Below are 20600 nucleotides of genomic sequence, written 5' to 3' on the forward strand. Positions count from 1 at the left end.
AGTGTCCCACCAGCTCCGTCGCTCAGCACCGGCATTGCAGAGAACGGCCCGGTCCCAGTCCCGCTCTCGTCCCATTCTCGGCCGCTGAAGGAGCCAGCGCTTCCGTCTTTATATGGCTTCGTGGTTGCTGCGCCGCTCATTATCGAACCCTGTGGTGATGAACAAAGCTATTGTAGAATTTTGCGAAGTCGTGGGAGTACGTGACCGCATCCGGATCATAGTTACCGGGCGTGTAGATCGTTCCGACCCGAATAGTTGTCGGCGGCTGACCACTGCTCGAGCCGATGTTGCCCGGCTCAAAGATTGAGTTGATACAATTATCCAAGGTTGGCATTTGCTGAAGGTCTCCTGATCTCAAACATGCAAAATTCCGTCTGCTCTATCGTCTGAATCATACGCTGAGCGGCTTTCACCAGCGGTTGCCGCGCCGATCGCCATGATCAGCGCATCAATGCCGTCGATTTTTTTCGGTGAGTCTTTGTGCTCTTTCTTCGGGAGGATCGAACCGTTCACGCGGCGATCGACGACACAGTTCGACGCCATCCAGGTCAGAACCGGATTGCCATCGAACCGGAATTTCTTGATCTCTACCCACGCCTCGAGCAGCTTCGCCGGCTCGCTATAGGTTTCTGGCTTCTTATGCACGATCTCGACCGGAAGACCGTCTTCCATGAGGTTTGCGGCGATCTGGGCGGAGCCGTAATGCTCCAGACGGATGTTCATCACCTGATGCGCCTCGCACAGCGCCCGGATCTCTTGCTCGATGGCGTTATGATCGATGAAATCGCCCTTAGTCGTGGTGATGAAGCCTTGATCGGCCCACACCTTGTAGTGCGTGGTTGTGCGATGGGCGCAGATCTCGACCAAATCTTCGGGCAGATAGAAGCGTGCGAATGCGTGATGGACGCCATCACGCTCGAAGACGATGACGAGAGCGGCGACGTCGTTAGTGTCGGCCAGGTCGACACCGATCCATGCGAGTTCGCCCGCGAAATCGTCAATCTTCAGCGTCGTGTCGCCGCAGGCCTTCCACTGCTCGATTGACAGCCAGGTGGAGTGCGAGTTCTGCCAGAGATTGAGCCGCTTGGTCCGGAATTCGCCCTCACTGGCCGGCGAGTTCTTCGCCTGCCGCGCATAGGCGCGCATCTTGTCGATGTCGACCGAGACGTTCAGATTGGGATTTGCCTTCGGCCAGGCGCTCTCATCGAACGGATTGTCGCCTTCGTCGAGCGTGTAGATGACGCCAAAATAGCTGTCGTCCTCGACCACACCCTCCAGAACCTTACACAGATAGTCCCGCTGCTCGTAGCAAACGCCAATCGTCGAATAACCGGCTGTCGTGATCATCCACATCAGCGGATTTTTTCGCGCTCCGGTGGCGGACCGAAGCACATCGAACAGCGATCGATCTTGGTGAGCGTGGAGCTCGTCGACCACCGTCAGATGCGGGTTTAAGCCATCCTGCGTCGACGACTTGGCATTGATCGGCTGAATGCTGCCGTTGTTCTGGTGGCAAACCACCGAATTCGCCATGACCTCGAGGCCGAACGCTTCCAGAAGATCCGGCGTTCCCTTGGCCATCTTGCTGGCGACATCGAACACGATGCGCGCCTGACCTCCGGTGGTCGCAGCGGTCTTGATCTGCGGTCCGATCTCGCCGTCACAGGTCAGGCAATACAGGGACACACCGGAGGTTAGCGCCGACTTGGCGTTCTTACGGGCCACCTCGACGTAGGACTGTTCGAAACGCCGGCCACCATCCGACTTGCGACGCCATCCGAAGACACACACCAGCAGCCAAACCTGCCACGGCTCCAGCGTGATTGTCGGGGACGCCCACTTACCCTCGACGTGCGGCAGCTTCTCGATGAAGTCGCACACGTCAGAGGCGTGCCACGCGCTAAACTTGTACCGGAACGCATCGTCACCAGAGCGCGCCAGATCCTGCAGGTGGCGTCGACATGCAAGCCGGGTCCACTTGCCGGCAACCAGCGCACCAGCGATGACGTCACGACAATACCGCTCCGCGATGCCCGGATAATCACGCATCGGGTTTCGTCTCAGGTTGAGACGCAAGTTCACCTTGCGGAGGCTGGCCGTTACCGGCGAACTTGCCGGCCTTGGGCTGCTTCGGCGAGCCGATTTGCGATGCCGGCGTGTCGAAGAATTCCGCCGCATAGGTGCGGTAGGCCGAGAGTTGGCTGGTCGGCGGGGTGAGCTTCTTGACGAACTGCTCGATCAGGGACGCTTCAAGCGAGCAGTATTGGGCCAGGGCGCTCTCGCAGCCGGTGACCGACTGCCCGCGATCGGCGTATGTCGCAACCTTCTCCGCCCACAGCTTGGCCGCGCGACCTTTGAGCCACGCGGGCTTGACGGGCTGGCCGTCAAGCACAGAGACCACCCTCTCCCGCCTCCTGACGGGCTGGTCAGTGCCGGAAATGACCTTCAGCTCGGGCGGCTTTCCCTTGGGGCCAGGCCGGCTCATGGCTGAATTTCCGTTTTCGTATCCTGCATGGCCGAAAATCCGCCCCCGGAACCGGTCCCAAGGCCCCCACGGAAAGTCTGCGAGGCCCCCCCCGGGGGGGCCATGACGCCGTCGCGGGCTGCCCGTTTCTCTTGGGACTGCTTGCGGCTGGCGTGGCAGGGAGACGACGCCATCGGCTGCCAGTTGCTGCGGCTCCAGAACAGACGCTGATCGCCACGGTGCGGGATCTTGTGGTCGACCATGTCTGCCAAGCGTCCGCAGCCGCAGGCGCAGCGCTGGTTCTCGGGCCGGACCAGGAACGCCTTGCTCTCACGTTCCCACTTGGTGGTGTAACCACGAGCGCGCGCTGATGGCCTGCGCTTGTCTGCCTCAGCCTTGCGTGCCTGCTGACATACGCACCGCGTGCCACCACTGACACGGCGGCCACACGTACAGACGCGGGGTGCTCGCATTGGCATGGCCACCTACCCCGTACAGCTCAGTTCGATACGGATGCACTCACCGCGGTCGAAGACCGGTTTGACGTTGGTGAGCGCTCTCTGCGGGCCACGCACGAAGATGGCATCGGAAGTGCGGGGAAAGCGCGGGTCGGTGGGAGCGATGATACCGGCCGTCTGCACTGCTGGAGTGAAGCCACCAGGCCATTGCTCACGGTCGAACAGATGCGTCGGTGAAACGATGATGAAGAGACTTTGCTGCGTGATGTTGCCGATCAACTGTTCCGCGGTCAGTGCGCGCACGATGGCTGGCACCTTGGCGCGGACGCTGGTGCCTGAGGTGGTGCGCTGCAGCCAGACAGGCTCGCCTCGCTTATCCAGCCACCGGTTCAGTTGGGACAGCAGCCGGTTCATTAGCGAACGCTGGCCCTCACGCTGAGTGCGGTGCTGCCGGCATACGTGCCCACGGTGGTGATCTTGGCGCGGAGCGCCGAGCCGAGAACGCCGTCCTGCGCCGTGTTGTCCGACATCGAACCGTCAGTCGGAACTATCGCCGTGGTTACCGGCGTCAGACCAGACAGATTGATGACCTTTACAGCGCTAGACGTCGTGAACGCAAAGCACGCGACATCCAGCCAGGTCTGGCCGGCGTCGAGCGTCGTCTGAATCCAGACCTTTGCGCTGGTGCCACCAGAGCCATAGGCGAACTGCGCCTCGATCGTCGCGGCATTCATCCCCTCAAGGTCTTGGATCGAGGTTTGCGCCTGCCCAGTCAGCGCCGTGGTGATGCCGAGCGCCGCAAGCGTGTAGTCGCCGGGATTAAGCATTTGAGAGCTTTCTGAAGGGTTCGAGCAGCGCCTCGACCTCGGGCGTGAAGCCGCCCGTGAATGGCGCGAAGTAGTCGGTGCTGCCGGCGCCCTCGACGGTCTCGCTACGGACGAGCGGATCGCGATCACCGGAGGAATAGAATTGCTTTACGAGCTCTATGGTGGCCCGCTCGACGGGTTCGGGCACGTCGGCCGGAAGATTGTAGCCGGCGCTATAGATCACCGTGACCTTGCCCTGAGGCCATCGCACTACGCATCCGGAACGCAGGCGCTCAATGATTCCTGCTTCTAGGTCAGCTTCGAAGTCGTCCGCAGACAGCTCAGTGTCGTTTTCGACGATCGAGCTAATCGCGGTGACAGGATAGCGCCCGGTGGTCAGGCCCTGAGTACCGCACCGAACGCGGAAGATCTCTTGCACGGTCTCCAGAGCAAATACCCTGTTGCAGTACGATGCGACGATGCCGCTCGCCTGGCTGATCAGCTTCTTCAGCTTATCGTCAGAGCCGCGGTCGACGATACCTAGCTCCGCCTTGACGGTATCGAGGCGGGTCAGGTTGATGTCGGTGGCAGCTACAGTGACCGTGATCATTATCTCGTTCCGAATGGACGGGGTGCGGCGTCGTTCGACATCGATCCGGCGGGGAAGACTTGAGCTTCACCGCACCCCTAGCCCCTGCCGACGCAGGGGCATTCGTTACTGCGGCGGGTTCGCAGTCGGCACGCTGGACGGCTTGCCGAGCACCCACATGCCACCGAGGAACAGGTTGCCCGTGTTGTTGGCCGGTGTGATCGTCGCCCGGATGTACCGCTTGGAGCCGATGTAACCGAGCTTCCGGACCTCGCCGTCATCGGCGAAAGTGAAGCCGGCCAATGCCTCGGTGCCGATCATGTCCTTATCGGCTACAGCAACGGCGCCGGACATGCCGGAATCGTTGCTTTCCTCGAGCAGCAGCGTGAAGGTCGCGTCTGCGTCCGACAGAGTGCCAGTGACGAAAGCCAGCGTCGCCGAGCCATAGCCGAGCACGTCGAGGATAGCGCTGACCTGGGCCGTGTTATCGGTGACGGCCGCAGCCGGCGCGAACGCCGTCTTGAGGTGGATGTTATTTGCCTGATCGCGCATTGCGTTCGTTCCTTAGCTCGTTGCGATTTTCAGCTTGCGGAGGGCTTCGGCCCTGCCGACGCCGCCAGCGACACGGCGCCGACCGTGGAAGCGGGTCATACCCTTGGTGGCTTGGCTGTACGGGTCGCGGAGGATCGACAGCGCGACGCGGTCGAAGATCCGATAGCCCTGCGTGAAGTCGCCGAAGATGATCGGATAGGCGTTGCCAGCGACGTCCGGCATGTCCGGCATCTCGACAACGGGACGGCCCAGGATGGTGGTCACCGGGGCGTTGTTGATGCCCTGCATCGCGGTCAGGTAGTTGCCCGCGGTATCCTTCAGCTTGCGGATGGCGCCCAGCGTGGCGCTGTTCATGCCCCAGACCGCATTCGCGCGGTAAGGCGACTTGAGCGCGTGGTAAAGATCGATCAGGCCATCAGCCTTGACGTTGCTGGCATCGGCGCCCGGCGTGTAGCTGAGGTTGGCGTCCTGCATGAAGCCGATCGGCGACAACTGCGAAGCACCATTGACGAAGGCCGTACCTTCCTTGGCGCCCATGTCCTCCGCGAATTCAAAGGCCAGCAGAGCACCGATGTCGAAGGTCGAGTCCTCGAGCATGGCGTTCGACACGTCGACATAGGCCGCGATCTCGCGGACCTCGTATCGATTCTCGCCGAACGTCACGGTCGTTTCCGGGCGGTCGTCGGTTTCCCCGACCCAGGCCGAAGTGAGGCCACCGGTACGCTTGGGCCAGCGGACGGCGCCGGAGCCGGTCGGCATGACGCGCGCGACGGAGCGAACGGGCGAAAACAGGACGATGTTACGGTCCAGCTCCTGCTGATAGGAATCCGGAGCCAGATAGCCGCCGGCAGTGTCGTCCGACACGCGCAGGGATTTGGCTTCATCAGCCGATAGCCCCTCGCGACCGCGTCGGATAAAGCTGTCCCAAGCCTTCTTCTCGACCTCGGCGTCCGGATTTTCGTCACCAGCGGTGGCGCCAGGCCGGTTCATCTTCGCTTCGAGCTTGTCGAGGCGGTCCTGCAGGTTCTTGTGGTCGATCGTCTTACCCTCGACCGCGGTGAAGCGATCGTTCACCGACTTGGTCAGGTCTTCGAGCGCCTTCTGCACGATCGCAGCAGGATGATCCTCGTCGCCGTCCTTCAGTTCGATTGCGCCGGACAGCATGGCGCTCTTGTGGGCGTGAAGCATTGGTTACCTATTTGAGTTTGAGGGCTGCGCTGGCCCGATGGATCGCGTCGGCCAGCGCAATGAGAGCCGCCGCGGATTTCGCCGATGTCACGCGCGCTCCCGGATGGGCCGGGACGGTGACCAATGAGACCTCGACCAGGTCGAGGGACTTGATGACGCGCCCGCCTCCACGGCGTGCACGGGCGGATTTGGTGATGAAGCCGATCGAAAGGCCGGTGACGGCGCCGGACCTCACCAAAGCCCGGACTTCCTTGGCCCGGGCGACGTCGTCGACCAGAAGCCTGCCCTTGACCTGGAGGCCCTTGGAAGTCTCCTGGAGCTCGTCCCACGCGCCCAGCGGCTGGGACGGGTCATGCGCGAACAGCAACGGCAACGGCGCCTTGGCCGACTTGAAGGCCCCCGGGGCGATCTCGTCACCTACCCGGTCCGGCGTCCCAAACGGCCAGGCGATGCCGCTGATTACCCCGGCGTCGTCAACCGCAATGTCGGCCTTGAATTCGAATTTGCCGTTCATGCGGCCACCTGCAGGTTGGGCTTGGGCGCCGGCTTGTTGTCCGGCGTGACGCCAACGGCATTTGCGGGCGGCCGGAGGGTCGCACCGCCCTCGATCGGTCCCCGGTTGTCGATCGCCCGGACCTCGTCAGGAGCCATCCACGGGCCGCCGCAGGCCTTGGCGAACGCCTCGAAGCGGGCAGCCAGGTCCGCCCGGACGAGCGTGTCGGTCAGGAATTCTGGGTAGAAGTTCTTTTGCTCGTCCTCGGTCAGGAGCCGGGAAATGGCGCCTTCCCAGAGCTTGCAGCGGCCGAGCATGGTGAAGCTGAGGAACGCCTGCCCCATCTCCTCGGCGTTCGCCCAAGTCGCCCGGCCGAGCTCGTAGAGCAGCGTCGGGGGAATACCCAAGGCGCGGCCAATCTCCAGGATCTGGAAATTCCGCATTTCCTGGAACTGCAGGTCGACCGACGAGAACGTCAGCGCCTCGAACTCGGCGCCGTCCTCGAGGATGGCGGTGCCGCCGGCCGCCTCTCCGGATTGTTCGTTGCGCCAGGATTTCTTGAGGCGGGCATAGGCGGTATCGCTGAGTTTGGTCTTGGCCTTGATGACGCCAGAAGGACGGGCACCGTTACCCAGTATCCGGGACGCATGCCGCTCCAGCGCGATTGCCAGGCCGATGGCCTCGGCGCAGTCGCGGACCGCGGACCGCTTATTCCAAGACGAGACGTGAAGGATGTCGCGCCAGCTATACTCACGCGCCGGACCAGCCGAGACTGTAACGCGGTAAGTCGGCTCCATGGTGATCAGGTCGAACGTGACGGCCACGGACGTGGGGTCGAGCCGGATCAGCTCAATGATCTTTCCGTTCACCCGATTGGCGAAGGCATACCCGTGACCATGATCGATGACGTCGTTCTCGAGCGTGGTGATGAATTCAGTGGCAGACGTCCAACCGTTCGGGCGGTCGTGCAAGAGCTGGTAGAGAGGATGATCGGTCGCTTCCTCGCTCGCGTCGCCATTGCGGCGGTAGAGCTTCAGCGACAACGTGGCCAGCGTTTCACAGCGGATGCGCTTGCCAGCGTGAACGGCCGGACAACGATCGGCAAGACGTGGAGATACGAGAATGCCCGCCGCAGTCTGCGCGCCAAAATCAATTAGCGCCTGCCAGCTTGCAGGGTCATAGAGGGACTTCGCGCCGAAGCCGAAGATGTTTTTCAGACGATCGAACAAACCAGCTATCTTCTCCGCCTACACAAGGTGTAAGGCGGAGCGACGCGTGATCGCTATTCCTGAAACCTGCCACTACCTGCCAAAACCTGACAGAACCTGACAGTCAGGCTTCCTTCTGACCCAGTCGCGCAGCTCACTCCTGAAAGCCTGGTATCTGCCGCACGGCTTATAGATCGGTGCATCCGGCTCCTCTGCTCGCCGATAAACGGTGCGAACAGAGCAGCCCATCTCGAACGCAATCGCCTTTGCGCCGATCACCTTATCGTCCTCACGCTGCATCGCGACCCCGCTTGATGCGGTTGCTGCGACGAGCCTTGCGCGCTGCCTGGCGAGCGACCTTGCGAGCCGCAGCAGCCTCGCGCTCCTCTTTCTCGATGGAGATCTGGTCGATTTGCGAGGTGTCTGGCCAAGTCGTCTTCGGACTCAGCGACAGCCAAAGCGGGGTTAACTGATCGAGGAAGCATGATCGTTTTCGTATCGATCCGTTGCTATCCACGAAAACGCAGGTTGCCGTTCCTCCGTCCTGTTCCACGATCAGCATCGGTGCTGAGTTGCCGGCGCGCACCATGTCTCCTTTCCGCATCAGTATCCCCACGTTTCAGGCACATCCGCCGACACCGAGTCGACGCGCGTCCCTTTGAAGACCGGCTCATCCAGTGATCGGTTGCGATGTCGAGAAAACATCCGGTCGTGTCGTCGAACGAACTCGCCGGCCAGCGAGGGCACGTTGCCGATCAGCACGCGACCTGAAATCACCTCTTCGACGATGTCGGAGATCACGTCTTCCCGATCGACGCGTTCAATGTGGCGAGGTAAGGCCTCATCAATGGTGCGGTAGATGTTGTTCGCGAGCAGCGATGTGCGATGAAGTTCGCCTGAGGTATCGACCCAAGCACTCACGGCGTTTTGGTAGCGCCGCAAAAGAGCTGGATCGCCTTCCGCTCGTCGCAATATCTGGCAGTAGTGGGGAAGCCCGCGCTGCGTGTGGGATTCCCGATACCGAGCATGCCCCTCAGTGCGAATGATGCCGATCGCCCGGTCGATCTGCGCGTCGGTATATGTTCTCGCGCGACCGCCCCACTTGCGATCTTTCATCGCAATTGTCAGCCGGCTTGCGAACGACGCATCACGAACCGCTCGGTACCGCAGGGCGTAATACGTTGGGCCATCCTCGAAATCCAAATCTTCTAGACGGACGGCGGGGTCACTGTTGTAGACTACCTCGAGCGACCGTTCGTATTTTTGCTCAGAGAAGGCGCGCGGCTTATACCGCCCAGCGGTTGCGGCCTTACCTGCCGCCTTCGCGACCTCAAGGCGAATTCGCCGCTCAGGATCACCACTGTCGTATACGAACCACTTGAAGGTCGGCTTAGGGGGAAACTCAGGACGGGATTTCAGAGCCTCCCGTATCGTCATCCCGCTGGCGACGAGAGCAAGGATCTCGTCAAAGCATGCCTCAACTCTGCTGACCATTAACGACGCTTCCGGCGACGAAAGCGCGGCGATCGCTTGGTCTGAATGTCCTGGTGCAACTGGTTGGTGATCTCGAAGACCGCAGCGGTGGCGTCCCGGATGTAGAGCTTGTGGACGTGGACCCTGACCGTCTGCTGCCCGTCGCCTTTCGGCCGCACGTAGACGGTCGAGTAGCAGTCTCCCCTCGTGCTCGACCATGTCCACGGGAATGCGCGCACCCAGCCGTTGCCGACGTTGGTGTAAGCGCTCGCGAGGAAGTTCGGCTTGCTGGCCGCTAGCGTGGTGCTAGCGCTGTCCACTGGACATTCCAGCGGACTGTCCGACAACGCGGCTGTTTCGATGCTCATGCTGCTTTCCTTTTGAGGTGGTCGAACCGAAGACCCACGAGAACCTGCTCACCCAGCGCGCCGCGGCTCTGCAGCACCACCAGGTTTCGGAGGTGGTCAGGATCGCGCTCATGGAGGTCCTGCACGATCAGCCAGCCATCCGGCAGCCCCAGCCGCTTCGCGATCTCGTCCAGGAGGACTTCGTCCCCCTTCATGGGCGCGTTGCTGGGTGCCGCCGCCCCGCTCGCTACGGCGCCGTGTGGGGGGCGCGCTTCGCGGGGCGGCTGTTTGGTACTCCCACCCCGAGATATAGAAGCTACGTCGGAGTTTCCGACGCGGGCTACTACGTCGGAGTTTCCGACCTGGATTTGTTCTGTTTCAGGTCGGACTTTCCGACCCGAAACCTGCGGAGACTCCGACCCGGTTTCCTGTTTTTGGCGGGCCTTCTTGGATCGCTCCACGGCCTCAACGCCTTTGGCCCGTCTGGCTTCGACGGCGACATTCTTGGCCTGTTCCTTGGTGGTGATCGATCGCCAATCGTGTGTCGGGTCGGCCCTGTCGGTGTGCAGGTAGGTCAGCCGATATTGGCTGGCCTCCCGGTATTCTCGGTTGCCACCCCGTCCTTGCTTGGTGATCTCGATTAGCTTCAACGCCGCCAGACACCGGATCGACGGCGCGACGGCTTCCCGGTCGACGCCGAAGTCGACGAACTGTTGATGGGTAACCACTAAGGCGCCGTTGCTCGTCCCGCCGTGGTGGGCGAGCTCGATTTCCAGCCGCATCAGCACACGGTGCTCAGACTGGTTAAGGACCCGCATGACGGGGGATTCCAGCATCTCGACGAGCCGCCCAATGAATTGGCCACCAATCGTCGTCTTGCGTCTCTTGCCCCGCGTCATGCCTGCTCCGGGGTACCGAATGTCAGGCGCCACATGACGGTCCGGATGGCCATCTCCATGGCCGCCAGCTCGCGCTTGATGGCAGCCGGACTGACACCGCGGCGGTGAAGAGCGTCGGCTTGGCATTGAAGCTGGCGATGGATGTGCTGCTCCGCCTTCTCAGGCTTGAGGCACAGGGCGTACTCGGCCTGTCGGTGGATGAGGTCTAGGCGCTTGGCTAAAGGAAATGGGATGACAGCCGCGCTCATGCCGCCGGCCTCGAACGGGCAGCGAACATATTCCCCGAGATTTCCCCCAGCTCTACGCTGACGTTCCAACTACGTTCACGCCCGAAGAGTGGGGGAACGTGGAGTGGTTGCGGAGCTAAGTATTGATAATGCTTGGGAAAGATGGTGCTGCCAGACAGGATTGAACTGTCGACCTCTCCATTACCAATGGAGTGCTCTACCACTGAGCTACGGCAGCATGCCCGGGAAAAATTGAATCGGCCCCGAGGGCCCGTCCAAGCGGGCGGTTCTTGCCACAGGCCTCCCTTTGGCGCAAGCGAAACAGCGCCCCTGTCGCCCTTGAAATCGGCAGAAATCGACCGCCTCGCCGATGATTCCGGCCAATCTGGCCGATTTCGGCCGGATTGGGTTCCCGATTGCGCCGAAACTATCCCGATCCGCGCTTGCCGCCGAATCATATCGCCGCAACTGGCCGACCGGGCAGGGTGCGCGGGCATCCGCCATTGGCTATGCTTGCCTCGCGCAGGGCGGCGGCGGTTCGAGAGTTTTGCAATGACAGGCGACCAGGACAGAGGCGGCGGGCAGGCCGGAGCCCGCGTGAAGGATTCACGACAGGATCGTCTCAAGCTCGCGCTGCGCGAAAACCTGAAGCGGCGGAAATCGCAGGCGCGCGGTCGCGAGGATGTGGCTTCCGAACCAGCCGATGGCTCGCTAGATGACGCCGGCGGAAACGAGCCGCGCCGTTAACCCAGTTCGTGCTGTCATAAGGAAGCGGGTCGCCGAGATGGCTGTAGATGAGACGACGATCGATCGGCTGAGCGCAACCGCCTACGCCTTCCCGCGCCATGAGCAGACCTTTCCGACCCTGACCGCGCACGAGATCGAGCGGATGCGCCGCTTCGGCGAGCCGCGCTCATACCAGGACGGCGAGGCGCTGTTCGAGACCGGCAAACCCGGGCCCGGCATGTTCGTGGTGCTATCGGGCAATGTCTCGATCACCCAGCGCGACGGCCTCGGCCATGTCGCGCCGATCATCGACCAGGGACCGGGCCAGTTTCTCGCCGAGATCGGCCAGCTCTCCGGCCGCCCGGCGCTGGTCGACGGCCATGCCGATGGGGTGGTCGAGACGCTGCTGCTGCCGCCCGACCGGCTGCGCGCGCTTTTGGTTGCAGAGGCCGATCTCGGCGAACGCATCATGCGCGCGCTGATCCTGCGCCGCGTCAGCCTGATCCAGGGCGGCGCCGGCGGGCCGGTGCTGATCGGCCCCGTCTCGGTCGGCAACATGGCCTCGCTGCAGAATTTTTTGGCGCGCAACGGCCAGCCGCACCACTTCCTCGACCCCGAGACCGACAAGGATGCCGCCGACCTCGTCGCGCGCTATTCGCCGACGCGCGCCGAGCTGCCGCTGGTGGTCTGTCCCAACGGCACGGTGCTGCGCAATCCGTCCGAGACCGCGCTTGCGATGGCGCTCGGCATGATCGGCAACAGCGCGCATGAAAAACTCTACGATGTTGCCGTGGTCGGCAGCGGCCCGGCCGGGCTTGCCACCGCGGTCTATGCGGCGTCGGAAGGCCTGTCGGTTGCGGTGTTCGATTCCCGCGCCTTCGGCGGCCAGGCCGGCGCCAGCATGCGCATCGAAAACTATCTGGGCTTTCCGACCGGCATCTCCGGCCAGGCGCTGGCCGGGCGCGCCTTCAACCAGGCGCAGAAATTCGGCGCCGAGATGCTGATCCCGGTCTCGATCAAATCGCTCGACTGCACGAAAGCGTCCGGCGCATTCGTGCTCGACACCGCCTGCGGGCATACGCTGCGCGCGAAATCCGTGGTGGTCGCCAGCGGGGCGCGCTATCGCCGGCCCGAGATCGACAATCTCGATGCGTTTGAAGGCCGCGGCGTCTGGTACTGGGCCTCGCCGATCGAGGCGCGGCTCTGCGCCAACCAGGATGTCGTGCTGGTCGGCGGCGGCAACTCCGCGGGGCAGGCGGCGGTGTTCCTGTCGGCGCATGCCCGCAAGGTCAACATGATGATCCGCGGCGGCGGGCTCGGTGCCAGCATGTCGCGCTATTTGATCGAGCGCATCGAGGCGACGCCGAATATCGAATTGATGTTCAACACCGAGGTGATCGGGCTCGACGGCGCGGAGACGCTGCAGCGGGTGCGCTGGCGCAGCCGGCTCGCGCCCGACCAGTTCACCATGGATATCCGCAATCTCTTTTTGTTTGTCGGCGCCGATCCGGCGACCGGCTGGCTTGAGGGCTGCGGCGTGCAGGTCGACCGCGGCGGCTTCGTGATGACCGGCGTGCAGACCGGCGAGGGCGCGCGCGCCGTGCCGCTGCTCGAGACCACGGTGCCCGGCGTGTTCGCGGTCGGCGACGTCCGCTCCGGATCAGTCAAGCGCGTCGGCGGCGCGATCGGCGAGGGCGCGCAGGTGGTGGCCGCCCTGCACGGCTATCTCGCTGATGCGGGTGATCACACGCTGTAGCAACGTCGATGCGACGCACGCAAACGTTTTCCCGTCATCCTGAGGAGCCGCGAAGCGGCGTCTCGAAGGATGAATCGGCCACAGTGTGGCCGTGCATCCTTCGAGGCTCGCAAGAGCTCGCACCTCAGGATGACGGATCAGATAGCTGCGACAGGTAAGGGCCGAAAAATGACGAAAGGCTGCACCCATATCGCCGGCATCCAGGATGTCACGCCGAGCGCGCTCGGCTGCGAGGAATGCCTGAAGAGCGGCAGCCGCTGGCTGCATTTGCGCATCTGCCGCACCTGCGGCCATGTCGGCTGCTGCGACGACTCGCCGAACCGGCATGCGACGGCGCATTTCCACGCCACCGGCCATCCCGTGATCGAGGGCTACGATCCGCCGGAAGGCTGGGGCTGGTGCTATGTTGACGAGGTGCTGTTCGATCTGTCGAAGCGCAAGACGCCGCATAACGGACCGATCCCGCGCTATGATTGATGAGGCTTCGCGCACGGCGCACGTGCCGCATCGTGTGACATGCGTGCGAAAACTTTCAGCAGTCGCCGGCGCCGGCAATTTTTGATGGGATGTCGGCCGTCCTGCCATCGAAGCATGTAGCAATTTTCCGTCACGCATCGTAACCTCGCACGCGGGTCTCAACGGGGAGTGCGCCACATGACGACATTGGTGCTTGTGCACGTCATTATCAGCCTGATTGCAATCGTCGCCGGCGTACTCGTGATGTTCGGGCTGCTCGGCTCGCGCGCGATGTCGGGGCTGACCGCGATCTTCCTCGTGCTCACGATCCTGACCAGCGCCACCGGCTTCGTGATCCCGCCTTTGGTGACCGAGAAGCTGCTGCCGTCGCACATCATCGGCGGGCTTTCGCTGGTGCTGCTCGCGATTGCCTGCATTGCGCTCTATGCGATGCAGCTCAAGGGCGCCTGGCGTCCGATCTATATCGTGACCGCGATGGTCTCGCTCTATCTCAACGTCTTCGTGCTGGTCATCCAGAGCTTCCTCAAGGTGCCGGCGTTGCAGGCGCTGGCGCCGGCCGTGCCGCCGAACCCGCCATCCGGGCCGGTCTTTGCCGTGGTGCAGGGCATCGTGCTGGTGTTCTTCGTCCTGGTGACCATCGGTGCCTGGCGCCGGTTCAGGCCGGTCACGTTCGCCTGATCCAATAGGACCTCGTCATTCCGGGGCGACGCGCAGCGTCGAACCCGGAATCTCGCAATCCAATATCTGGATTCGGGGTTCACGCTGCGCGTACCCCGGAATGACGAATACAGCAAGAGGAGCAATTCAAATGCCCACCATCACCACCAAAGACGGCGTCGAGATTTTCTACAAGGATTGGGGCTCGGGGCAGCCGATCGTGTTCAGCCATGGCTGGCCGCTGTCGTCGGACGACTGGGACGCGCAGATGCTTTTCTTCGTGGGTCACGGCTTTCGCGTCGTCGCCCATGACCGCCGCGGCCACGGCCGCTCCGCCCAGGTCGCCGACGGTCATGACATGGATCACTATGCCGACGACCTCGCGGCCGTCACCGCGCATCTCGACCTGAAGAACGCCGTCCATGTCGGCCATTCCACCGGCGGCGGCGAGGTGGTGCACTACATCGCCCGCCACGGCGAGAGCCGGGTGGCGAAGGCGGCGATCCTGAGCGCGGTGCCGCCGTTGATGGTGCAGACGGCGAATAATCCCGGCGGCTTGCCGAAGTCGGTATTCGACGGCTTGCAGGCGCAACTCGCCGCCAACCGCTCGCAATTCTACCGCGACCTGCCGGCCGGGCCGTTCTACGGCTACAACCGGCCCGGCGCAAAATCATCGGAAGCCGTGATCCAGAACTGGTGGCGGCAGGGCATGATGGGCGGCGCCAAGGCACATTACGACGGCATCGTCGCGTTCTCGCAGACCGACTTCACCGAGGATCTGAAGAAGATCAACGTGCCGGTGCTGGTGATGCATGGCGACGACGACCAGATCGTGCCCTACGCCGACTCCGCCCCGCTCTCGGCCAAGCTTCTGAAGAACGGCACGCTGAAGACCTACAAGGGTTTTCCGCACGGCATGCCGACGACGGAGGCCGAGACGATCAACGCCGACCTGCTGGCGTTCATCAAGGGCTGATGTGAGAGGGGTTGTGCTCTGCGCCGCGCGTCTCAACATTGCGCAGCCTCAATCCACCTCGCCCGGTGGCTTACTCCTCTCCCCACAAGGGGCAGGGCAATCGCATATGGAATGAACCGATTCTTCCGCGCCGTCATGGCCGGGCTTGTCCCGGCCATCCACGTCTTCTCTTCGCGTGGAAACGAAGACGTGGATGCCCGGGACAAGCCCGGGCATGACGCGTTTGTGGGAACTCCGATCGCCTCAAACGGCCATATGCGATTGCCCTACCACACGGGGGGAGGAGTCCGAAGCATGTGCTCGCCTTACGGAGACGATGTTTCGGAAGCGCCGTGATCGGCTCGCTCACTCAAAAACCGCGCGGATCGCGGCGAACAGGCGCTTGGCGACCAGGTCCGGCTTCTCGCGGGCGCCATCGTCGGCCCAGAGCTCGCTGCCGACGCGCATCGCGCCGGTCGTGATCATCGCGACCAGCCGGGCTTTCATCCGGTCGTTCTTGTGGTTGGCGCGCTTGAGCAACGCGTTGGCGAGCTCACGCTCAAGCCTTTCATATTTGGCCTGATCGCGCGCCTGCAGCGCTGGATTGTCGCGCTTCAGCCGCGCCAGCGCGACCGCCTCGCGCGGGTCGATCTGCTTGACCATGTCGGCGATGGCGTTCTCGGCGGCCTGCAGCATGGATTCAGTGGCCGGGCGCGCCGCAACGGCTGCGATCAGTGCCGCGGTACCGTCCTCCTGCCAGGCCAGCACCACGTCTTCCTTCGAGGCGAAATAGTGAAAGAAGGTGCGGCGCGAGACGTCGGCGGCGGCGACGATGTCGTCGAGCGTGGTCGCCTCGAAGCCGCGCTCGAGAAACAGCATCATCGCCGCCTTGGTCAGCCGCTCCCGGGTCTCCTGCCGCTTGCGTGCGCGCAGGCCCGCCGCCGGCGGCGCCGGATTCGCTTTGGATTGCATCGACTTGACCGGTCTCTTGGCCGATTTCTTGGCCGGTTTGCGCGCGGACGCCGGACGCTGCAATTTTTCACCTCTTGCAAAAATGCACTTAGTGCACATTTCGTCGGATGCGGCTGGACCCGCAAGAACCCGACAAGAACCCGAATCGTGTCGCAAGGAGATATAAGCATGACCGGCTGGAGCACTGCAGACATTCCGCGGCAGGGCGGCAGGACCGCCGTGATCACGGGCGCTACCGGCGGACTCGGCTACGAGACCGCGCTGGAACTGGCGCGCGCCGGCGCCAATGTCGTGCTCACCGGCCGCAACGGCGCCAAGGGGCAGGACGCGCTGGCGCGAATCCGCGCGCAGCTTCCCGATGCCGCGGTGACCTATGAAACGCTCGACCTCGCGAACCTCGCATCGGTTGCCGATTTCGCCGGGCGCTTCGCCGCCACGCATACCGCGCTCGATCTCCTGATCAACAATGCCGCCGTGATGTCGCTGCCGAAGCGGCAGGTGACCGCTGACGAGTTCGAGATGCAGTTCGGCACCAACTATCTCGGCCACTATGCGTTGACCGCGCTGCTGTTGCCGCAGCTCCGCCGCGGCCACAACACCCGCGTCGTCAATCTCTCCAGTCTTGCGCATCGCTCCGGCGTCATCAATTTCGACGATCTGCAGGCCCGCCGTTCCTACGCGCCGTGGCGCGCCTACTGCCAGTCGAAGCTTGCGATGCTGATGTTTGCGCTCGAATTGCAGCGTCGCAGTGCGATCAACGGCTGGGGACTGATGAGCAATGCCGCGCATCCCGGCTACGCGCGCACCGAGTTGATCCCGAACGGTCCCGGCACCGACAGCCTGTCGTGGCGGTTCGGTCGATATTTGCAGCCGATCATGAGCCACTCCGCGGCGGCGGGCGCGTTGCCGACGCTGTTCGCGGCGACGTCAGCCGCGGCCCAGCCGGGCGGCTATTACGGGCCCAACGGATTCTATGAGTTGAAGGGCCCACCTGCGCCGGCGCGCATCATGCCGCACGCCAGGGACGCCGCGGTAGCGGAGCGGCTATGGGATATCTCGGCGGCGCTGACCGGTGTATCGTTTGATCAGGTCGCAACCGCCGCCTGAACGGATCGGGCGGCAGCGGGGCAATCGAGATGAAGGTCATCCTGTTCGGCGCGACCGGCATGGTCGGGCAGGGCGTGCTGCGCGAATGCCTGCTCGATCCCGCTGTCGAGCGCGTGCTCGCGGTTGGGCGCAGCCCGACCGGGCAGCGCGATGCCAAGCTTGTCGAGTTGATCCACGACAATTTCGTCGATTACAGCGCGATCGAGCCGCAGCTTGCCGGCTACGACGCCTGCTTCTTCTGCCTCGGCGTCTCCTCGATCGGCATGGACGAGGCACGCTACCGCCATCTCACCTACGACATCACGCTGGCCGCGGCGACGCTGCTGGCGCGGCTCAATCCCGGCATGGTGTTCACCTATGTCACGGGGCGCAGCACCGATTCCACCGAGCGCGGCCCGTTGATGTGGGCGCGGGTGAAGGGCAAGACCGAGAACGATTTGCTCAAGCTGCCGTTCAAGGCCGCCTACATGTTCCGGCCCGCCGGGATCCAGCCGCTGCATGGCGTCCGCTCCAAGACCGGCTGGGTGCAGGCGATCTATCTCGCGACCTCGCCGCTGCTTTCCTTTCTGGTGCGGGTCGCCCCGAGCTACATGACGACATCGGAACAGCTCGGCCGCGCCATGCTGAAGGTCGCCCGCGACGGCTACCCAAAGCCGGTGCTGGAGAGCGAGGACATCAATCGCCTCTGAAGCGTGGTGGGCCGGTTCCCTCGAGCGGCGATTTCGCCAGGTCTCTTGGTACCCCCCGGGCCGCGAGGCGTTATAACCACCGTCATGTCCCCACCCGCGCCGCTGAAACTGATTGCCCTCGATGCCGATGACCTCGCGGTCATCTCGACCCATGTGCAGGACGCCCACGTCCAGCCCTCCGACATCGTCTGGCGCCAGGACGAGAAGCGGCTCGTGGTCGGCCTGAACCGGCTGGACTGGGAGCAGACCCTGTCGGGCGGCACCTGCTCGCGGCGGCTGATCGCCGCGCTCAGGTTCGACCGGGTGCTGGCATGCAAGTCGCGCAATATCGACCTGGAGGCCCCGGAAGCCACCCTGGAACTGCTCGGGATCGAGTTCTATGCCTCCGACCCGCCGGGCGGCAGCGCGCTCCTGATGTTCGGCCATGGCGGGGCGCTGCGGCTGGATGTCGAGTGCCTGGAGTGCGAATTGACTGATCTGGGCATCGACGATCTCGGCGTGGCGCCGGGGTGATTGGGCACGTCATTCCGGGGCGGTCCCAACGGGTCCGCGCAAAGCGCGGCCCGATGACAGGCTCCGGACCGAACCCGGAATCTCGAGATTCCGGGTCTGGTCCTTCGGACCATCCCGGAATGACATCCCCCAAGGGTTGACGGCCATTATCCGTCGCGCCATTGAGCAGGGACCCGAATTCCTCCTAAGAAAGCCGTCATGCCCGTTCGCCTGGACCGACAGAGCGCCGATTTCGAGCAGCGATTCCGCGATTTCCTGGCGGCCAAGCGCGAGGTATCGGCCGACGTCGAGCGCGCCACCCGCGCGATCGTCGACGACGTGGCGGCCCGCGGCGACGCGGCGCTGCTCGAGGCGACCAAAAAGTTCGACCGGCTCGATATCGAGGCGGCCGGCCTGCGCATTACCGCAGCCGAGATCGACGCCGCGGTTGCGGCCTGCGACCCCAAGACCGTCGAGGCCCTGAGGTTCGCGCGCGACCGGATCGAGACCTTTCACCGCCGCCAGTTGCCGAAGGATGAGCGCTTCACCGATGCCGCCGGCGTCGAGCTCGGCTGGCGGTGGAGCGCGGTCGATGCGGTCGGGCTCTATGTGCCCGGCGGCACCGCGGCCTATCCGTCCTCGGTGCTGATGAACGCGGTGCCGGCCAAGGTCGCCGGCGTGCCGCGGGTGGTGATGGTGGTGCCGGCGCCGGACGGCAAGCTCAACCCGCTGGTGCTCGCCGCCGCCCATCTCGGCGGCGTCTCGGAAATCTACCGGGTCGGCGGCGCCCAGGCGGTGGCGGCGCTGGCCTACGGCACCGCGACGATCGCGCCGGTCGCCAAGATCGTCGGCCCCGGCAACGCCTATGTCGCCGCGGCAAAGCGGCTGGTGTTCGGCAAGGTCGGCATCGACATGATCGCCGGCCCCTCCGAGGTGCTGGTCATCGCCGACGACACCGGCAGTGCCGACTGGATCGCGGCCGATCTCCTGGCGCAGGCCGAGCATGACGTCAGCGCGCAGTCGATCCTGATCACCGACAGTGCACGGCTTGCCGCCGACGTCGAGCGCGCGGTCGAGGCGCAGCTTGCGACCTTGCCGCGCGCCGAGATCGCCCGCACCTCGTGGAACGACTTCGGTGCCGTGATCAAGGTGGCAAAACTCGACGACGCGGTCGAGCTCGCCAATGCGATCGCGGCCGAGCATCTCGAGATCATGACCGCGGACGCCGAGGGCCTGTCGAACAAGGTCCGCAACGCCGGGGCGATCTTCCTCGGGGCCCATACCCCGGAGGCGATCGGCGATTATGTCGGCGGCTCCAACCATGTGCTGCCGACCGCGCGCTCGGCGCGGTTCTCCTCCGGCCTCGGGGTGCTTGACTTCATGAAGCGAACCTCGATCCTGCGGTGCGGGCCGGATCAACTCCGTGCACTCGGGCCCGCCGCGATGACGCTCGGCCAGGCCGAGGGTCTCGATGCCCATTCACGTTCCGTCGGATTGCGCCTCAACCTCTCATGAACAAGCCACCAGACGACGAGGATTCCAACAATCGCATCGTCGCGGTGACGCTCGACGAGGAATCGATCGGCCGTTCCGGGCCCGATATCGAGCATGAGCGGGCGATCGCGATCTACGATTTGATCGAGCAGAACCTGTTCGCGCCCGAGGGCGCCGCCGGGCCGGGGCCTTACACCCTGCATATCGCGATCACCGGCAACCGGCTGATGTTCGATATCCGCAAGGAGGACGGCGCGCCGGTGGTCGCACATCTGTTGTCGCTGACCCCGTTCCGCCGCGTCGTGAAGGACTACTTCATGATCTGCGACAGCTATTATCAGGCGATCCGGACCGCGACGCCGGACAAGATCGAGGCGATCGACATGGGCCGCCGCGGCATCCATGACGAGGGCTCGCGCACGCTGCAGGAGCGGCTCAAGGGCAAGGTGCGCGTCGATTTCGAGACCGCGCGGCGGCTGTTCACGCTGATCACTGTGCTGCACTGGAAGGGTGAAGGCGCATGATCCCGAAAAGTGGATACCGGTTTTCGGATCAGATTATGCGCCAATCG

General features: G+C 63.8%; 24 protein-coding genes and 1 tRNA gene. 9 read left to right on the forward strand and 16 right to left on the reverse strand.

Annotated elements, in window-relative coordinates; translation table 11 throughout:
• Positions 1-354: 354 nt before the first annotated feature.
• The 15 genes from J6525_RS36920 to J6525_RS36995 all read right to left on the reverse strand — a co-directional run bounded on the left by J6525_RS36920 (position 355) and on the right by J6525_RS36995 (position 10942).
• Positions 355-2049, reverse strand: a complete 1695-nt coding sequence (locus J6525_RS36920) for a terminase large subunit (RefSeq protein WP_225648321.1) — start codon at positions 2047-2049, stop codon at positions 355-357.
• Positions 2042-2485: a hypothetical protein gene (locus J6525_RS36925; RefSeq protein ID WP_225648322.1), complete on the reverse strand. Its 444-nt coding sequence runs from the start codon at positions 2483-2485 to the stop codon at positions 2042-2044. The genes J6525_RS36920 and J6525_RS36925 overlap by 8 nt, the downstream gene beginning before the upstream one ends.
• A gap of 464 nt (positions 2486-2949) precedes the next feature.
• Complete coding sequence (locus J6525_RS36935; RefSeq protein WP_225648323.1) at positions 2950-3336, reverse strand: hypothetical protein; 387 nt, start codon at positions 3334-3336, stop codon at positions 2950-2952.
• Positions 3336-3749 (reverse strand): hypothetical protein, encoded by a 414-nt coding sequence (locus tag J6525_RS36940; protein WP_225648324.1) that lies wholly within the window; start codon positions 3747-3749, stop codon positions 3336-3338. The genes J6525_RS36935 and J6525_RS36940 overlap by 1 nt, the downstream gene beginning before the upstream one ends.
• Entirely contained in the window at positions 3742-4338 is a 597-nt protein-coding gene (locus tag J6525_RS36945; RefSeq protein ID WP_225648325.1) for a head-tail connector protein, read from the reverse strand. The genes J6525_RS36940 and J6525_RS36945 overlap by 8 nt, the downstream gene beginning before the upstream one ends.
• Before the next feature lie 105 nt (positions 4339-4443).
• Entirely contained in the window at positions 4444-4869 is a 426-nt protein-coding gene (locus J6525_RS36950) for a hypothetical protein (RefSeq protein ID WP_225648326.1), read from the reverse strand.
• Positions 4870-4881: 12 nt separating this feature from the next.
• Positions 4882-6033: a phage major capsid protein gene (locus J6525_RS36955; protein WP_225648327.1), complete on the reverse strand. Its 1152-nt coding sequence runs from the start codon at positions 6031-6033 to the stop codon at positions 4882-4884.
• Positions 6034-6064: 31 nt separating this feature from the next.
• Positions 6065-6571 carry an HK97 family phage prohead protease gene (locus tag J6525_RS36960; protein ID WP_225648328.1) on the reverse strand — a complete coding sequence of 169 codons (507 nt, stop codon included), beginning with the start codon at positions 6569-6571 and terminating at the stop codon, positions 6065-6067.
• A complete protein-coding gene (locus tag J6525_RS36965) occupies positions 6568-7779 on the reverse strand; it encodes a phage portal protein (protein WP_225648329.1) in 1212 nt (403 codons plus the stop codon). Before J6525_RS36965 ends, J6525_RS36960 begins: the two co-directional genes overlap by 4 nt.
• Positions 7780-8047: 268 nt before the next feature.
• A complete protein-coding gene (locus tag J6525_RS36970) occupies positions 8048-8347 on the reverse strand; it encodes a hypothetical protein (protein ID WP_225648330.1) in 300 nt (99 codons plus the stop codon).
• A gap of 14 nt (positions 8348-8361) precedes the next feature.
• The gene (locus tag J6525_RS36975; protein ID WP_225648331.1) at positions 8362-9252 is read right to left on the reverse strand and encodes a hypothetical protein; all 891 of its coding nucleotides are present in this window, start codon (positions 9250-9252) and stop codon (positions 8362-8364) included.
• Positions 9252-9599 carry a hypothetical protein gene (locus J6525_RS36980; RefSeq protein WP_225648332.1) on the reverse strand — a complete coding sequence of 116 codons (348 nt, stop codon included), beginning with the start codon at positions 9597-9599 and terminating at the stop codon, positions 9252-9254. Before J6525_RS36980 ends, J6525_RS36975 begins: the two co-directional genes overlap by 1 nt.
• Positions 9596-10477 carry a hypothetical protein gene (locus tag J6525_RS36985; RefSeq protein WP_225648333.1) on the reverse strand — a complete coding sequence of 294 codons (882 nt, stop codon included), beginning with the start codon at positions 10475-10477 and terminating at the stop codon, positions 9596-9598. The genes J6525_RS36980 and J6525_RS36985 overlap by 4 nt, the downstream gene beginning before the upstream one ends.
• A complete protein-coding gene (locus J6525_RS36990; RefSeq protein ID WP_225648334.1) occupies positions 10474-10725 on the reverse strand; it encodes a DUF6074 family protein in 252 nt (83 codons plus the stop codon). The genes J6525_RS36985 and J6525_RS36990 overlap by 4 nt, the downstream gene beginning before the upstream one ends.
• Positions 10726-10867: 142 nt before the next feature.
• Positions 10868-10942 (reverse strand) — tRNA-Thr (locus tag J6525_RS36995).
• 546 nt (positions 10943-11488) lie between these two features.
• Between J6525_RS36995 and J6525_RS37000 the strand changes: the two genes are divergently transcribed.
• The 4 genes from J6525_RS37000 (at position 11489) to J6525_RS37015 (ending at position 15296) form a co-directional block, all read left to right on the forward strand.
• Positions 11489-13186, forward strand: coding sequence for an FAD-dependent oxidoreductase (locus J6525_RS37000; RefSeq protein WP_225648335.1), 1698 nt, complete (start codon positions 11489-11491; stop codon positions 13184-13186).
• Between the two features lie 168 nt (positions 13187-13354).
• Positions 13355-13663 (forward strand): UBP-type zinc finger domain-containing protein, encoded by a 309-nt coding sequence (locus tag J6525_RS37005; RefSeq protein WP_137482431.1) that lies wholly within the window; start codon positions 13355-13357, stop codon positions 13661-13663.
• A gap of 177 nt (positions 13664-13840) precedes the next feature.
• On the forward strand, positions 13841-14341 hold the full coding sequence (locus J6525_RS37010; protein ID WP_225648336.1) for a hypothetical protein: 501 nt from the start codon (positions 13841-13843) through the stop codon (positions 14339-14341).
• A gap of 130 nt (positions 14342-14471) precedes the next feature.
• On the forward strand, positions 14472-15296 hold the full coding sequence (locus tag J6525_RS37015; RefSeq protein WP_225648337.1) for an alpha/beta fold hydrolase: 825 nt from the start codon (positions 14472-14474) through the stop codon (positions 15294-15296).
• Between the two features lie 345 nt (positions 15297-15641).
• On the opposite strand, the gene J6525_RS37020 is transcribed toward J6525_RS37015, so the two are convergent.
• Positions 15642-16247, reverse strand: a complete 606-nt coding sequence (locus J6525_RS37020) for a TetR family transcriptional regulator (RefSeq protein ID WP_225648338.1) — start codon at positions 16245-16247, stop codon at positions 15642-15644.
• A 168-nt stretch (positions 16248-16415) separates the two neighbouring features.
• Here J6525_RS37020 and J6525_RS37025 point away from each other — a divergent pair, with 168 nt between their 5' ends.
• The 5 genes from J6525_RS37025 to J6525_RS37045 all read left to right on the forward strand — a co-directional run bounded on the left by J6525_RS37025 (position 16416) and on the right by J6525_RS37045 (position 20553).
• Positions 16416-17354, forward strand: coding sequence for an SDR family oxidoreductase (locus tag J6525_RS37025; RefSeq protein ID WP_225160832.1), 939 nt, complete (start codon positions 16416-16418; stop codon positions 17352-17354).
• Between the two features lie 29 nt (positions 17355-17383).
• On the forward strand, positions 17384-18043 hold the full coding sequence (locus J6525_RS37030) for a Rossmann-fold NAD(P)-binding domain-containing protein (protein WP_225648339.1): 660 nt from the start codon (positions 17384-17386) through the stop codon (positions 18041-18043).
• 84 nt (positions 18044-18127) lie between these two features.
• Entirely contained in the window at positions 18128-18556 is a 429-nt protein-coding gene (locus J6525_RS37035) for a DUF2948 family protein (protein ID WP_225648340.1), read from the forward strand.
• A gap of 198 nt (positions 18557-18754) precedes the next feature.
• Positions 18755-20050, forward strand: a complete 1296-nt coding sequence (gene hisD / locus J6525_RS37040; protein ID WP_225648341.1) for a histidinol dehydrogenase — start codon at positions 18755-18757, stop codon at positions 20048-20050.
• Positions 20047-20553: a UPF0262 family protein gene (locus J6525_RS37045; RefSeq protein ID WP_016841326.1), complete on the forward strand. Its 507-nt coding sequence runs from the start codon at positions 20047-20049 to the stop codon at positions 20551-20553. The genes hisD and J6525_RS37045 overlap by 4 nt, the downstream gene beginning before the upstream one ends.
• Positions 20554-20600 lie beyond the last annotated feature (47 nt).

It is taken from the genome of Bradyrhizobium australafricanum, assembly GCF_020329495.1.
Lineage (GTDB): Bacteria > Pseudomonadota > Alphaproteobacteria > Rhizobiales > Xanthobacteraceae > Bradyrhizobium > Bradyrhizobium australafricanum.